Origin of the sequence: Paenibacillus sp. cl141a, from assembly GCF_900109305.1 — a bacterium.
In the GTDB taxonomy this organism is placed as follows: domain Bacteria; phylum Bacillota; class Bacilli; order Paenibacillales; family Paenibacillaceae; genus Paenibacillus_AQ; species Paenibacillus_AQ lautus_A.
On the sequence record NZ_FNZO01000008.1, the window covers coordinates 176737 to 191974 of the forward strand.

General features: G+C 51.2%; 13 protein-coding genes. 3 read left to right on the forward strand and 10 right to left on the reverse strand.

Annotation, left to right across the window (positions count from 1 at the left end):
- Positions 1-103: 103 nt before the first annotated feature.
- The gene (locus BMX45_RS21265) at positions 104-1318 is read left to right on the forward strand and encodes a glucose-1-phosphate adenylyltransferase (protein WP_090911599.1); all 1215 of its coding nucleotides are present in this window, start codon (positions 104-106) and stop codon (positions 1316-1318) included.
- Between the two features lie 129 nt (positions 1319-1447).
- Here the strand turns inward: BMX45_RS21265 and BMX45_RS21270 are convergent, their stop codons facing one another.
- The 6 genes from BMX45_RS21270 to BMX45_RS21295 form a co-directional block, all read right to left on the reverse strand.
- On the reverse strand, positions 1448-1975 hold the full coding sequence (locus tag BMX45_RS21270; RefSeq protein ID WP_090911601.1) for a GNAT family N-acetyltransferase: 528 nt from the start codon (positions 1973-1975) through the stop codon (positions 1448-1450).
- A 117-nt stretch (positions 1976-2092) separates the two neighbouring features.
- Positions 2093-3547, reverse strand: a complete 1455-nt coding sequence (locus BMX45_RS21275; protein ID WP_090911603.1) for a sensor histidine kinase — start codon at positions 3545-3547, stop codon at positions 2093-2095.
- Complete coding sequence (locus BMX45_RS21280) at positions 3544-4242, reverse strand: response regulator transcription factor (protein ID WP_009589197.1); 699 nt, start codon at positions 4240-4242, stop codon at positions 3544-3546. Before BMX45_RS21280 ends, BMX45_RS21275 begins: the two co-directional genes overlap by 4 nt.
- Positions 4243-4245: 3 nt before the next feature.
- Positions 4246-5580: a VCBS repeat-containing protein gene (locus tag BMX45_RS21285; protein WP_254778176.1), complete on the reverse strand. Its 1335-nt coding sequence runs from the start codon at positions 5578-5580 to the stop codon at positions 4246-4248.
- Positions 5581-5630: 50 nt separating this feature from the next.
- Positions 5631-6350, reverse strand: coding sequence for a phosphonate ABC transporter ATP-binding protein (locus BMX45_RS21290; protein ID WP_009589188.1), 720 nt, complete (start codon positions 6348-6350; stop codon positions 5631-5633).
- Positions 6351-6433: 83 nt separating this feature from the next.
- Positions 6434-7615 (reverse strand): MFS transporter, encoded by a 1182-nt coding sequence (locus tag BMX45_RS21295; protein ID WP_090911605.1) that lies wholly within the window; start codon positions 7613-7615, stop codon positions 6434-6436.
- Positions 7616-7744: 129 nt separating this feature from the next.
- On the opposite strand from BMX45_RS21295, the gene BMX45_RS21300 reads away from it, so the two are divergent.
- Both BMX45_RS21300 and BMX45_RS21305 read left to right on the forward strand, forming a co-directional pair.
- Positions 7745-8662 carry an ArsR/SmtB family transcription factor gene (locus tag BMX45_RS21300; protein ID WP_090911607.1) on the forward strand — a complete coding sequence of 306 codons (918 nt, stop codon included), beginning with the start codon at positions 7745-7747 and terminating at the stop codon, positions 8660-8662.
- Between the two features lie 16 nt (positions 8663-8678).
- On the forward strand, positions 8679-9416 hold the full coding sequence (locus BMX45_RS21305) for an HAD family hydrolase (protein WP_090911779.1): 738 nt from the start codon (positions 8679-8681) through the stop codon (positions 9414-9416).
- Between the two features lie 72 nt (positions 9417-9488).
- Here the strand turns inward: BMX45_RS21305 and BMX45_RS21310 are convergent, their stop codons facing one another.
- From BMX45_RS21310 to thyA, 4 genes are all read right to left on the reverse strand, one after another.
- Entirely contained in the window at positions 9489-11777 is a 2289-nt protein-coding gene (locus tag BMX45_RS21310; RefSeq protein ID WP_090911609.1) for a type IA DNA topoisomerase, read from the reverse strand.
- 115 nt (positions 11778-11892) lie between these two features.
- On the reverse strand, positions 11893-13380 hold the full coding sequence (locus tag BMX45_RS21315; protein ID WP_009589191.1) for a glutamate synthase subunit beta: 1488 nt from the start codon (positions 13378-13380) through the stop codon (positions 11893-11895).
- Between the two features lie 341 nt (positions 13381-13721).
- Entirely contained in the window at positions 13722-14210 is a 489-nt protein-coding gene (locus BMX45_RS21320) for a dihydrofolate reductase (RefSeq protein WP_090911611.1), read from the reverse strand.
- Between the two features lie 67 nt (positions 14211-14277).
- Positions 14278-15072 carry a thymidylate synthase gene (gene thyA, locus BMX45_RS21325; protein WP_090911613.1) on the reverse strand — a complete coding sequence of 265 codons (795 nt, stop codon included), beginning with the start codon at positions 15070-15072 and terminating at the stop codon, positions 14278-14280.
- Between the last annotated feature and the right edge of the window lie 166 nt (positions 15073-15238).

Here is a 15238-nt window from a genome sequence, read left to right on the forward strand (position 1 = left end):
AATTTTGTAATTTTCAAATTACTTTTTCAATATAATCGTTTCAAACCCCGGGAATGTCGTTTATGTAATGAACAACGTGAAAATACATTGGGAGGGAAACGTGATGAAGAAAAAAGACTGTATTGCTATGCTTCTGGCGGGTGGAGAAGGTAAACGATTGGCTCCCCTTACGTCCAGGCTGGCAAAACCCGCCGTTCCGTTTGGCGGACATTATCGTATAATCGATTTTCCTCTCAGCAATTGTGTAAACTCCGGAATCGATACGGTTGGAGTGCTTACGCAATATGAGGCAGAATCATTACACGAACATATCGGCGAAGGCGAACCCTGGGGATTAACACATACAGGACGTGAAGGCATTACCCTTCTTCCATCCAACAGCACACACCAAGACGGGTACTTGGGAACGGCAGATGCCATTTATAAAAACATTCAATACATCGATGATCAAAATCCAGAGCATGTACTCATTTTGTCCGGGGACCACATTTACCAGATGGATTACCGGGAGATGCTTGAAGCCCATATGAAGCAAGGGGCTCCTGCCACGATCTCCGTGATGGAAGTACCTTGGGAAGACGCCAGCCGATTTGGCGTCATGAGCGTTGACGATAATCTCAATATCATTGAATTTGCCGAAAAACCGGCAGAACCGCAAAGCAATCTTGCCTCCATGGGCATTTATTTGTTCCGTTGGGACTATCTGAAGCAGCACCTGATCGAAGATGCGTCTGACCCGAACTCCAGCCATGATTTCGGAAAGGATGTCATCCCTAAGATGCTGTCCGGAGAAGAGTCGCTGCTAGCATTCCGCTTCCAGGGCTACTGGCGCGATGTCGGCACCGTAGAAAGCCTCTGGGAAGCCCATATGGATGTGCTTAGCCAAAATGAGCTAGTCCTTGAGAGAGCCGATTGGCCTATGTATACGCGCGCTTGGAAAACCAAGCTGTCGGCAGCACGGACCCGAAATGTGGAGCATACGGACTGCCTGATTCATGACCAATGCACCTTCGAAGGAAAAGCCAAAAGCTCCGTTATCTTCTGCGGATCAGAAATCGGCAAATACTCCATCGTGAAGGATAGCGTGGTCATGCCGAACGCCAAAATCGGCAAAGGCGTCCATATCGAGCACGCCATCATCGGGGAAGGTGCAGTGATCAAGGACGGCGCCGTTGTGAAAGGGGCTCCCGGCAACGTCGTGGTCGTAGGACCGTACGAGACGGTGCTTCCGAAACCAACTGTTCGTACCCAGCCAGCCCGGCTCCTTCAGGATGTATACGAAAAAGGACGCTTGCGTGCCAATGTCTCTTCATCCTGAACGAATGTCATGAACAGAATAGAGCTCTGAGAATTTCTAACACAAAAAAGCGATCCGCTACGGATCGCTTTTTCTCATGTATCGTGCCCTGCTGACTTTGCGCATGCGACGGAGGTTCAAACTTTAGGATCAAGAAACAAAATTCTTTTCATATAAATTCACGATGCGACCGCCCATATCCTGCTCGGCCACGAATTGAAATCCCTGACGCTGGTAAAATCGATTCAGCGTTGGCAAATGGGATACGCAATCCAATCGGAAGCCCCGTTTTCCTTTGGAAACCAAATACGATTCCGCAAAGGAAATCATTTTGTTCCCAAGCTCCAGCCCCCGATAAGCGAAGCGCACGGTCAGCCGATGCAAATAACCGTATGACGGATCGTCCCGCTTCCCCCAGTAGTCAGGATCCCCGTACTGCAGCGTAAACATGCCGGCCGCCTTGTCTTCATGCCACAGGATGAATACTTCGCGCTCTTCCAGGTACTGTTTCATGAGGTCCAGGGAAAAAAGCGAGGGACTCCACTGCTTGCGCCCTTGCTGCTCCATCACCTCGGCCGCCTCCGTCAGAAGCGCCAGCATCGCTCCTGCATGTACGGCTTCTGCCCGTCGTAGTTCAAACCGCCCCTGCTCCGTTGAAAACATGGCTTGCGATTCCACTCCTCTACTCCCCCTCTATAAAAATGCCCCACACAGTGGAGCCTATGCTCCGATCCTTAATCCAAATACTTTGCGGGTGAAAAGTTGAGAAAAGCTTTGCCGGATTACCGGCAAAGCTTAGGCCATCGGCCCGGCTGCGTCTTCCTCACCGTTCTCCAACCCGCCGGCCATCGGTATTTTCCCCTCGGGCAGCGGCAGCTTGACGATCACGGCGGTTCCGTGCCCAAGCTCGCTTTCCATTTCCATCGTGCCCCCGTGAAGCTCAACGAGCTGCTGCGTGATCGCTAATCCCAGTCCCGTTCCCCCGTTAAGAGGATTCACCTGGAAGAACCGATCCTTTACCCGCCGAAGATGCTCGTCCGAGATGCCAATCCCCTGATCTTGTACGGTAACGATAACAAACTTCTCTTCCATCGCGAAGGACAGGTTGATTACCCCGTTCTCATGCGAGAATTTAACCGCGTTGTCCACGATATTCAGGAATACCTGCTTCAAGCGGTTGACATCCCCATAGATAATCGGCTTCTCGTCGGACTCCAATTTGATCTGAACGCCCTTCTTCTCGGCTTTCGTCCACAGATTGAGCATGATCTCTTGCAGCAGCTCCCGTAAATTCACGATGCCCTTCACCAGCTTCATCTCATTCTGCTGGAGCTTGGAAAAATCCAGCAGTTCTTCGACAAGGCCGATCAACCGATCGGTTTCCTTCGTGATGATCTGCATTCCGATTTTCGTTTCTTCCGGATCGTAGCCGCCGGAGTCAAGCGTTTCGCTCCAGCCCTTGATGCTTGTGAGCGGTGTTCGCAGCTCATGCGAGATCGAGGAGATAAAGTCATCCTTCACCTGATTGCTTCGCACAATCTCCTGCGCCATGTAGTTCAAGGTCGACGAAAGCTCACCAAGTTCGTATTTGTAATCGCCCTTGATCCGTACGTTGAACTTGCCTTTGGCCATCTGAGCGGACACCGTGGTAATGTTGTTGAGCGGCTTTACGATGGAATTGGCCAGCCCAATGCTGAAAGCAAGCACGATCGCCAGAACGGCCGCCCCGATGCTGATGGCAAACAGCGTCATTTTCATCAGCTTGTCGTTTACGTATTCCAGCGAAGTCACGTAACGGAGAATATACGTATTTTCAAAACCGTTCGAAACGGACTGGGACACCGCCATCACGATCTGGCCCGTCCCTTGCTGTTTGCCGATCCAACGGCTCGTATTCCCTGCAAGCGCCTGGGTGACATCGCTGGTCTTGATGGTTTGTTCTATTTCGAAGCCGGTCGAAGTCGAGAGAACTTGACCAGCCGGGTTCAAAATTTGAAGCTCTGTATTATACAGTTCAAAATGGCGAACCATCTCGCTCAGCTGATTGACGTTGTCCGACGAGGTCAGTCGAAAGGGCTGATAGAAATCGTTGGCGGTACGGATATGGTTCACCATATGGTTGTACACCGTATCGTAATAATACGATCGTAAAGCGATTAGAAAAATAACCTCAATCAGCAGCAAGGCGATGAACACTACCAGGAAGTAGTGCAGCACGATTTGCCGCCGAATGCCTTTTTTGATGATCATTGTCCCTGACCCTTCCATTTATAGCCGTGTCCCCATACCGTCTGGAGGTATTCCGGCTCGGAAGGATTGCCTTCGATTTTTTGGCGCAGTCTCCGAATGTTCACGTCCACGATTTTGGGATCGCCCATATATTCTTTGCCCCATACGTGATCAAGCAGCACATCACGGCTAAGCGGCGTGTTTTCTTTTTCCAGGAAGAACTGCACCAGCGAGAACTCCGTAGGCGTCAGCTCCACCGGCTGCCCGTTCTTCTTGAATTGCTTGGAAATCAGATCCAGCGTGAACGGACCCGATTGAAAGGATACCTTGGCGGCACCCGCACGCTGAACGTTCACCCTGCGCAGAAGGGATTGCAGCCGGGCGATCAGTTCCGTCGGGCTGAACGGTTTGCTTACGTGGTCATCCGCTCCGACGGATAGGGCATACACTTTGTCCTGCTCCTGAACTTTTGCCGTCAGAAAAATAATGCCGATCCGCTCGTTCGTTTCCCGGATTCTGCGGCATACTTCAAAGCCGTCGATTCCCGGAACCATGACGTCGAGCAAGGCGATATCGATATCTGGCGTCGTTTGCAGCAAGCGAAGGGCCTCATTGCCGTTCTCGGTCTCCAGCACCTCAAAGCCGTTCCGTTTCAGATTAATTACGATAAAACTGCGAATGGATTCTTCATCTTCTAATATGAGCACTTTACTCAAGGTCTAGTTCCCCTTTCTTTCGATAGGAGCCACATTATTGCTGCTTGGCTTTTTATCTTTTTTACTCAATTTCAGATCGCCATGGCTTCGATAAGCGATGACGCGGTTTTTCTCCTTCACTAAGATCTCCCAATCGGATTCGGCTTTCCCCCACTGGGCCGTGGAGAAAAACTTGATTTCTGCGACGGACTCTCCCGTGTCGGTCAGGACAAAATTCAGGTAAGCATTTTTGTTGGATTCCGGCGTAATGGTAATTTTATTGTACATATCCGGCGGAAAATCCAGATAGAAGCGATTATTCATATCGTAGTATCTTTGGAGCACGAATTGAAGACCTTCTACTTCGTTGCTCTCTCGGACCTCTCCGTCCCACTGGAAGTACGTGGTGAAGAACGGGATTTCCTCCAAGATCAGCCGATCTTCCCAGCCGCTTGGCCTTGTAAGCACGCCAAATTCTAAAATGCCGTCATCGTTTACGTCCTCGCTCTCCACCGGCAGTTCCTTGTACGTAAGCAGTTCATCCTGGAGCACGTCAATAAACTTGTTGTCCTCCATGATAATGAGCTTGGAATAGGAAGAGTTGGACACGACCGAAGCATCCAAGATGATACCTTCTTTGTTTTTGGCCACTTTACCTGCGACAACATTGTAATAACTTTCGATATTTGGTCCCAAATCCAGTTTGTTCAGCTCAACGAAAGCATCCTCGAATTTGTCGTATTGATAGGTGCTGATATACGAGAGCTCCTTCTGCTGGAGGTATACCACCGTAATATCCTTGACCTTGTCCCCGTTCATGTCTCCGATATTGAAGTGCGTATACGGCAAAGCCGGGATTTTTTCGAGCGAATCCCCGGAGAATGAATACACGGCCAGCAGATTCTGAAGATTCTCTTCTCCGCGGGAGAAACCGGCTACGATGTCAACCTTGCCGTCGTTTGTGAAATCAACGAAATCAAATGACTCCAGAACCGTCCCTTCTCCGTCGAAATCGAGGCTCTTCACCCAGGTATCACCCTGCTGCTGCATGATCATGCCGTGGATTTTCACCTCTTCATCCGGCGTCTGATAGAAGACGACGGCTTCCATAACGCCGTCGTTGTCCAGGTCATGAATTCGGATCGAACTGCTGTCGACGTCGCTTCGCGGCCGAATGATAGCGCCGTTGTCCAGTTTGATCTTCTGGAGCGCGGACTGGATAGCGCCGTTCAGCGTCGCTTTGTCCGTCGGCAGATCCGGTCGCTTCATTAAAGACACCGGATCCTGGATAAAGGTACAGCCGCTTATGATAAATAGTAACAAGCCGGCCAAGAGGGCTTGCATCACTCTATATTTCAATAAGTATCAACTCATTTCTATGCTTTCGCCTTGCGTCAAGTGATCGATAATTACAGTCTTGACTTCTCGCCATGGGTTAAACGTCTTCCGGTCACATCCACTACCAGCTGGCCGCCCGACAGCCCCATGATACGGGTGCAGTATTTCTCCGCAAGCTCCAGCGGGATGACGGTAAATACCGTCAGGCGCTCTTCCTCGCACAAGGTTTTTAGCGTCTTCAAAACATGCTCGGCAGAGGCCGGATCGAGTCCCGTGACAGGCTCGTCCGCCAAAATCACCTTAGCGCCGTGAACGAGCGCCCTCGCAATGGCAATCCGCTGCTTCTCGCCGCCGCTCAGCTCGCCGGCTTTGCGTTTTGCCTTATCCAGCAAACCCAGGTGCTCGATCGTATCCATAGCTCCCATATAATCATCAGACCGGACCATCCCGGTAACCATCCGCCACAGCGGCGTTTGGCTGGATTGCCCGATCAAAACATTCTTAAGCGCCGTTCGATTTACGTTTAGGGAAGGATTCTGCTCGAGATAAGCCCATTCCCGTCGAATTCTTCGTTTTCCGGCTGGATTCATCATATCTTCGCCGTCAATCGTCAGTTTGCCGCCGTCCCATTTTTGCTGCATCGACAGACAGCTCATCAGCAAACTTTTTCCGCTTCCGCTCGCACCGATCAGACCGATCATTTCCCCGTGTTCCATCTGAAATGTGATATCCTTTAACACCGGCGTACGTTCAGGACCCATCGTTTTCTTCAGCCGATCCACTTTAATCATGTTATCGTCTCTCCCGTCAAGTGCATATTCCTACTCTCTAGTTTAGAAGAAAGCGAAAGCAATTGCCATGAGAACGCATGTTTCTATTTGTCGGGTGAAACGCGGTTGCCTTTGAACCATAAACCCGTGCACGCAAACAGAATATACAAGCCGCCGAGCAAAACGAAGATTCCCCCGTTCCACCCGGTTTCCATGATAGCGCCGCCCGCATTCGGCCCTGCGATACTGCCGGCATTGAAATGAAAGGAAGCCACGACGTTGGCCGCCGGCAGCAGAACCCGGGGAAGGATGTCCGCGGCATAGGCCAGACCGAGGGAGAAGAAAGATCCGACCAAGCCGCCGGCCATCGTCAGTAATAGTAAGGTTGCCCAGAAATTCGTTCCGGCTACCGGAATCAGCAGGAAACAGCAGCCCCCCACGATCCCCGCGATCGTCAGCACCCGCTTGCGTCCGAATTTATCGCTCCAAATGCCGAGGGGAAGCTGCAGCAGGAGTCCGCCGATGCCGACAAAGGGCAGCAATGTCGAAATTTCGCCTAGAGTGAACCCGCTTCTTAACCCATAGACCGGGAAATTGCTGTTAATCCCCGCTTCCATGTATCCGTACAAAAATGCAGGAATCAAAGCAAACCAGGCCAGCCGGTAGCTTTTGAGATAGCGGCCTGCCGGCTGCTGCTCTCCTTGCTCGTTTTTTTCCGGCTTCAAATTCGGAAGTTTGAATAGAACGACCAGCAGAATGAACAAGAACAGCACAGCCAGAATCAGAAACGGTACCGCTTCGCCGTATTTCAGAAGAGGAATGCCGAGCGGCCCTACACTAAATCCCAGACCGTAGGACATGCCGTAAAAGGAAATGCTCCGCCCCCGGTTCTTCACGGTTGACATCATCAGCACCCACAGCTGAGCGGCATAATGCAGCGCGCTATCGCCGATGCCCACAAGCACCCGCAGCACAAACCAGACGGCTACGCTCGGAATCAACGGGAAAGCGACCAGCGACAGCATCACCAGCACGAGACCCGATACAATCAGTTTTTTGAAACCGACCCAGCCGAGAAGCCGTTCCGCAACCAGCGTCATGGCAAATGAGCCTACATATAAAGCAGCCGCGTTCAATCCGTTCATGGAGGATGAGATGCCCATCCGTTCCAAAAAAATAGCCAGCACAGGCAATAGCAGTCCCTGGCTTAAACCAGCCGCAACCACGACGGCAATTAAAATAAAATAATGAGTTCTCCCTTGACGGGGGGTAACAGCTTCTGTCACTGAAATATAGTCCTCCTCTAATATGAAAAAACGATGAATTTAAACAGCCAAATGAACATTATAGTGGACAAGCCCAATCGATACAAGCCATAATAATAACAATGCCATCAATTGGGAGGGTATCCGTTCATGAAATATAAAGTTAGTATCGATGTATCCATGGTGTATGAGCTGCTGGGCAGCTTCATGATATATGCAACAAGGAAATGGACCGATAACCTGGATATTGGAAAACAGCTGATAACGGAGATGGATGAGCGATTGCCGCAGCATGTACGTGTCCAGTTCAGTGGAGCCCGCTCATGGCCGCTCGCGGATTACGATGTCTTGTACGCCCTGATCATGCTTCGAGGAGAGCACCTTGAAATCCCTGATTTTCTGGGCTGGATCGAATCTTCCCCGGTGGAAGAGCTTCAAGCCCTGCTTCAGCCTCACTTGCCGTCCCTCACGCGGGATGAAACGTCCAGAATTCGAGAAAACTACACACCGTTGATGAAGCTGTGGTATGAGCACTACTTTTCCGAAGTGGAGCCTGACCTGTACCATCTTCTGGAGGAAGATGCCGAAGAGAAACGAATGCTGCTTCCGAAAATGGACGACGAAAATCTGATCGAATATGCTTCCAGCGGAGTCATTCTGGATAACGTGCCGCAAGAAAACGTGGTCTTGTTCCCGGGTACGCATTTTCGTCCGATCAATACCTATTGCTTCTATGATAATGTACTCCTGCTGCAGTACCCTATTGATATACCGGAAGAAGATGAGGATGAACCGCCCGTCGTTCTCCTGCGCATGACCGAGGCTCTCGCGGATCCGGAACGTCTGCGTTTGCTTAGATATATTGCGGATGAGCCGAAGGCCGTGTCCGAAATGGCGGCCGAATTGGGACAGCCCTATGAGCAATTGATGCACCACCTGATGATCTTGAGGGCGGCAGGCCTGCTGCGCTCCCATCTGAAATCCGAAAATAACGAAAGATTCAGCCTGCGGCCGGATGGTGCGGCCGAGCTGCAAATGTTCCTGGAGACTTACATTCGACTTTCCTAGTATGAAGGAGCGTACCATGAGTAAAACATCACAGCATATTATCTTCGACATGGATGATACATTAATACATTGCAACAAGTATTTCGACCTGATTCTCGGCGATTATTTCGAATGGATGACCGAGTGGTTTCAGCCGTATGGAGTAACCACCCAAGAAGTCCGAGCCAAGCAAATGGAAATCGACGTAGCCGGCATCGACAAGCTGGGATTCGCGAGTGCGAACTTCCCACAGTCCCTGATCGATACATACCATTTTTTCGGCCAAATTCACGGGAGGGATAGCTCGCCTAAGGAAGAGGAGCTTCTCTACCAGTTGGGGCTCAGCGTGTACGAGCAGGAGATTGAAGCCTACCCCGGCATGGTCGAAACGCTGGAGAAGCTTCAAGAGGATGGCCACTGCCTCTATCTCTATACCGGGGGCGAAACCACAATACAGAAGCGAAAAATCGAACAGATGAAGCTGTCGGACTATTTTAAAGACCGAATTTATATCCGCCAGCATAAAAACCTCACGGCGCTTGAGGAGATCCTCGGCATGGGGTCGTTCGTACGCTCTGATACGTGGATGATCGGCAACTCGCTCCGCACGGATGTCGTTCCAGCATTGACGGCGGGCATTAACAGCATCTACATCAAGCAGCAGCGCGAGTGGCAGTATAATCTGGTCGAGCTGAAGCAAGAGCCGCATAATGTGCTCTATACCGTTTCGTCATTGACCGAAGTGCCGGAAGTCATTGAAGAGCATTTAACTTAATCGAACGGACAAAGAGCCCATCCTGGAGTGATATCCCGGATCGGCTCTTTATTTTGGCGTACCCTCGACGTCTTACGATTTAACGGCCGCACTGGAGTCTACGGCCTGAACGGCCAGCTGCCCGTTACCGCCCGCAGCAAGGATAAGCCTGCCCTTATACGTGCTGCCGTCCTCGTTCTTAAAGGATAACACTTGGGTCTTTCCCTGAAGCAGCAAGGATTTCAGCATCGCATGAGAAATTTGTTTACCGGCAAATTCCTTCCAGATGACGTAGCTGCAGCCGGTTTTGAAATTCGCGCAGCCGTAACCTTTGCGTCCTTCAATAATATGCCCGTCACATCCGGGTCTTGGGCAGCGCCCCAAGGGAGATCGTACAGACGGCGCTTCATTTGAAGCGGCAGGCGCTGATTTCGGAGTGGGCTTGCTCGTGCGCTCAACCTTCGCTTTCGAGGCTGGGGCCGCTTTAGACGCGCTTCGCTTCCCTCTTCCTTTGGACTTGTCCTCATCTCCGCCGAAAAGCGACGAAGGCGCCGGACGCTGCGAGGAGACCTTGTTTATGATCGAAACGGTGAACTTCTGCACGTTTTGCATGAATACGTCAGCAGAAGCTTCGCCTTTGGAGATCTGGTGGAGGCGCCGCTCCCATTGGCCTGTCATCTCGGGCGAAGCCAGCAATTCGACGCCGGCATGCCGAATCAGCTCCACCGCCGTTCTACCTTTTTGCGTTACGGTGATTTTTTTGCCCTGCATCGTAATATATCCGACCTTTTTCAAACGCTCGATGGTGGCTGCCCGGGTTGCCGGCGTTCCAAGACCGCTATCCTTCATTGCATCCCGAAGCGCTTCATCCTCAATGGACTTACCGGCGCTTTCCATGGCCTTCAGCAGCGTGCCTTCCGTATAATTTTTTGGCGGCTGGGTAGCCTTTTCCTTCACTTCGGATTTTTTGCATTGCACCGGCTTGTCGGGAGTAAGGTCAAAGGCACGGTCGTTCCATTCCTGGTTCTCCTCTTCCTCGTCCTCCTTCCCTTTCTTGGAAGATTTGGATTTCTTCTTATCCGTATCCTGAATTAACACCTTCCATCCAAGCGACAAAAGCTCCTTGATTCCCGTCTTGAATGTTTCCCCCTCGACCTCGGTGAGCACCGTATGCTGCTTGTACATGGCTGGAGGATAAAAATGCGACAGAAACCGGGTGATGACCAGATCGTAGATATGCTGCTCTTCCTTGCTGAGCGTGCCCGGCCGCTTTAATGTCGGCAGAATGGCATGGTGATCCTCCACCCGCTGCGGATTGCATACCGCTTTGTTGTTGACGTGCACCCGGCTCGGATCCGCTCCTGCGGCCATTGATGCATACGAGGTCGATTTGAGCATATGAAGGGCCTTGTGCATGCCTTCGATATTCTGTTCATTCACATAGTTGGAGTTCGTACGCGGATAGGAAATCACCTTGTGGCGTTCATATAACGCTTGCGCAAGATCCAGCGTTTTTTTGGCAGAGTAACCGTACTTGGCATTGGCTTCACGCTGAAGCAGGGTCAAATCATACAATTTGAACGGATATTCCTTCGTTTCCTTCACTTCATATTTAGTGATCGTGCCGTTCTTGCCATGGACCTTGGCTGCAATCGTCTCTGCTTTCTCCTGCGAGGTCAGCCGCTCTCCCTGCCAGGTTCCCGTATACTCCAGCTGATCCTGCTTGAACAAAGCTTTCACGTCGTAGAACGTTTGCGATTCGAAGGCTTCGATCTCCTTCTGCCGGTCATAGATCAGTGCCAGCACCGGCGTCTGCACCCGGCCAACCGACAGCAACGTCTGATGGCGGGTCGTAAAGGCACGCGACGCATTCATGCCGATCAACCAATCGGCTTCGCTGCGTGCGCGCGCAGCTTGCGTTAAATTCTCGAATTCGACGCTGTCCTTGAGCTCCGCAAAGCCGCGGCCAATGCTTTCCGGCGTTAAATCCGAGATCCATAGTCTTTTTACAGGCTGTTTCAGTTTTAATTGTTGTTGGATTAGTGCGAAAATATATTGTCCTTCTCGTCCCGCATCACAGGCATTCACGATATGGCTGCAGCGCTTGGCTACTTCTCCAATGACCTTCAACTGATCCTTGGTTTTCGGATTCGGGATGATTTTGAATTGCTCCGGAATGATAGGCAGGTCCCGCAAATTCCAGCGTTTGTACTTCGGATCATATGCATCCGGCTCCGCCAGCCCAACCAGATGTCCGATAGCCCAAGTTATGATGTATTGCTCACCTTCAAGATATGTACGGTTGTTCTTGGCCCGCGGCTCGATGACCGCAGCGATATTCCGTCCCATATCCGGCTTTTCGGCAATGACCAACGTTTTCAAATGACATTCTCCTCCCCGATGAGCAGCCTGGCGCGGAGGCTAACTCCAAAAAGGACTTCGCTCTCGCGAAGTCCCTTTAACTACTATATTCATGATAGCATATTTAGGAGAAGGATTAAACCAGTACGGTCGCGCCCATCAGATATTTGTCTACCTCGCGTGCCACCTCGCGGCCTTCATTGATCGCCCACACGACAAGGCTTTGTCCGCGGCGCATGTCGCCGGCTGCAAATACTTTATCCACATTCGTCGTATATTTGCCATACGGCGCTTTAACATTGGAACGACGGTCCGTTTCAAGTCCAAGCTGTTCTACCAGCGTCTGCTCCGGTCCGTCAAAACCGATCGCGATGAACGCCATTTGTGCCGGAAACGCTTTTTCCGTTCCTGGAATCGGCTGATACACTTTACGGCCGGTTTCATCTACAATGCGCTCGATTTGAACGGTATGAAGCTCTTTCAGATTCCCTTCATCATCCCCGACGAATTTCGTGGTCATAATGGAGAATTCCCGCGGATCGTTGCCAAACAGCGCTTTGGCTTCCTCATGGGCGTAATCCAGTGTATACACGTTCGGGAATTGCGGCCAAGGGTTCGCAATCGGATCACGCTGCAGCGGAGCCTGTTTATGCGTACCGAACTGGGTAACGCTGCTGCAGCCGTGACGCAGCGCTGTCGCCACGCAGTCGGAGCCGGTGTCGCCGCCGCCGATGACGATAACGTCCTTGTCTTTTGCCGACAAGTAGTTGCCGTCTTCAAGACCGGAATCCAGCAGGCTCTTGATCGTTCCGTTCAGGTAATCCATCGCGTAATGAATGCCCTTGAGATCACTGCCCTCAATGTTGAATTCGCGCGGCTTTGTTGCACCGCCGCAAAGTACGACGGCATCATAATCTTCCATCAGCTGCTTGGCGGGAATATCCTTGCCGATCTCGGTGTTCACAACAAATTCGACGCCTTCCGCCGCGAGCAGATCGACACGGCGCTGCACGATACCCTTGTCCAGCTTCATGGACGGTATCCCGTAGGTCAACAAGCCGCCAATGCGGTCTGCACGCTCGTAGACGGTGACGGAATGGCCCGCTTTGTTCAGCTGTGCTGCTGCCGCCAGTCCTGCCGGACCGGAACCGACAACGGCTACGCGTCTTCCCGTGCGCTTCTCGGGCGGCTCCGGAACGACCCAGCCTTCTTCAAAGCCCTTGTCGATAATCGCCTGCTCGATGGATTTGATCGTAACCGGCTCCCCGATCAAGCCGACGGTACAAGAACCCTCGCAAGGCGCTGGACAAACGCGTCCGGTAAACTCAGGGAAATTGTTCGTTTTGTGGAGACGCTCCAGAGCTTCTCTCCACAAGCCCCGATATACAAGATTGTTCCATTCCGGGATCAGGTTGTGGATCGGGCAGCCCGATGTGCCGCCGATCATATCGATTCCTGTATGGCAGTATGGCGTACCGCAGTCCATGCAGCGTGCTCCCTGGGTCTGGAGCTCATCTTCTTCTAAATGTTTATGAAACTCTTCCCAGTCTTTAACTCGTTCAGCCGGGCTCCGGTCTGCCGGAAGCTGGCGCTGATATTCCATAAATCCTGTTGGTGTAGACATACTGCTTTACCCCCATCCGTTCTATCCATGCTGATTACCATGTACAATTTATCATATCATAAATCATCCGACATCGATCGTCAGATGAGCCAAGAAACAGGTTTCAGCCTGATTTATTTTTTCTATTTATGCTAAAAAAATTTTTATCAAAGCATGAACCCCCACTACTTGCGGCTATTTAAGCAGGCATTTGCATAAACATTAGAAATATAGTAGCATTTCGCTTTTCGCCTGTTAAATGGACTATATGCATGATCATTTGTATTATCCTACTATGAAAGCATTGTCAACATGGACGGAAGGCAGTAAGTCTATCCCTCCGAATCGTGCCATCGAGCTGTTTATTTGCGTTCAAACGTAACGAAACGGTAGGCATACGGATTTTTTTCATCCGTGATGCCGGGAACTTCTTCGACGATCTTCCATTCAGCCCAGTTCACTTCGGGAAAGTACGTATCCCCTTCAAAACTCTCGTCAATGAACGTGCAGTACAGACGATCCGCTTTCGGCAGCATCAATTCATAAATCTGCGATCCGCCAATCACCATCAGTTCCTCGTTCTTCGAATAGGGCAGCGCGTTCTCGATGTCATGGATCACGATGCCTTGATCCTCCGTCAACGTAAAGCTCTCATCTCTCGTCAGCACGATGTTCTTTCGGTGAGGCAGCGGCTTGCCGCCAAAGGAATCCCAAGTCTTGCGCCCCATCAGGATCGTTTTATGGAGGGTTTTCTCCTTGAAGAAGGCCATATCCCGCGGCAAGCGCCACGGCATCGTGCCGTTCAGCCCGATCACCTGATCCTTGCCCATTGCCCATATCATCGATATCATTACACAGTCTCTCCTTCTATTAATCTTATGGATGTCACGCATGGAGCCTCCATAACCCAATTTATACTTATACGGCTACCGTCGCCTTAATGGTAGGATGATACTGATAACCCTCAAATTCAAAATCCTCGAACGTATAATCAAAAATGCTGTCCGGCTTGCGTTTGATCACCAGCTTCGGCAGCGCATACGGTTCGCGTTCAAGCTGCGTTCTAACCTGCTCCATATGGTTGGAATAGATATGGACATCGCCGCCCGACCAGATGAATTCACCCGGCTCCAGGTCGCACTGCTGGGCAACCATATGGGTTAGCAGCGCATAACTGGCAATGTTGAACGGCAGCCCGAGGAAGCTGTCCACCGAGCGCATGGTAAGCATACAGGAAAGCTTCCCGCCCGCCACGTAGAACTGGAATACAAAATGGCACGGAGGCAGCTTCATGTTATCAATCTCCGCCACGTTCCACGCACTGACGATATGGCGTCTGGAATCGGGATTATTCTTAATCGAATCGATGACATTGGCGATCTGATCGATATGGCGTCCATCCGGCGTTTCCCATGCCCGCCACTGCGAGCCGTAGACAGGTCCCAAATCCCCGTTTTCATCCGCCCATTCGTCCCATATCCGCACACCGTTCTCTTTTAGGTACCGGATATTCGTTTCACCGCTCAAGAACCACAGAAGCTCATGTACGACCGATTTCAGGTGAATCCGCTTGGTTGTCATTAGCGGAAACCCTTGGGATAGGTCAAAACGCAGCTGTCTTCCGAATACGGACAACGTTCCCGTTCCCGTCCGGTCTCCCTTCTCTACGCCATGATCCAGTATGTCCTGCAGCAGCTCCAAATATTGTTTCATCTCATAGTCACCTCACTAAAATCTCATATCCTCAGTCTACCATGTTCACGGAATGTTTGGGATGCTTAAAATAACCCTGCCCGGAGGGGGCGGATATCCGTTGGCCTATCTGCATAAAAAAACAGGAGGCAGAAACCGCCTGCGCGTTCTCTGCCTCCTGGCTGAA

Coding starts and splice junctions, on each gene's coding strand:
- BMX45_RS21265 (WP_090911599.1), top strand. CDS start 104: ATGAAGAAAAAAGACTGTATTGCTATGCTTCTGGCGGGTGGAGAAGGT.
- BMX45_RS21275 (WP_090911603.1), bottom strand. CDS start 3,547: ATGATCATCAAAAAAGGCATTCGGCGGCAAATCGTGCTGCACTACTTC.
- BMX45_RS21290 (WP_009589188.1), bottom strand. CDS start 6,350: ATGATTAAAGTGGATCGGCTGAAGAAAACGATGGGTCCTGAACGTACG.
- BMX45_RS21300 (WP_090911607.1), top strand. CDS start 7,745: ATGAAATATAAAGTTAGTATCGATGTATCCATGGTGTATGAGCTGCTG.
- BMX45_RS21305 (WP_090911779.1), top strand. CDS start 8,679: ATGAGTAAAACATCACAGCATATTATCTTCGACATGGATGATACATTA.
- BMX45_RS21315 (WP_009589191.1), bottom strand. CDS start 13,380: ATGTCTACACCAACAGGATTTATGGAATATCAGCGCCAGCTTCCGGCA.
- BMX45_RS21320 (WP_090911611.1), bottom strand. CDS start 14,210: ATGATATCGATGATATGGGCAATGGGCAAGGATCAGGTGATCGGGCTG.
- thyA (WP_090911613.1), bottom strand. CDS start 15,072: ATGAAACAATATTTGGAGCTGCTGCAGGACATACTGGATCATGGCGTA.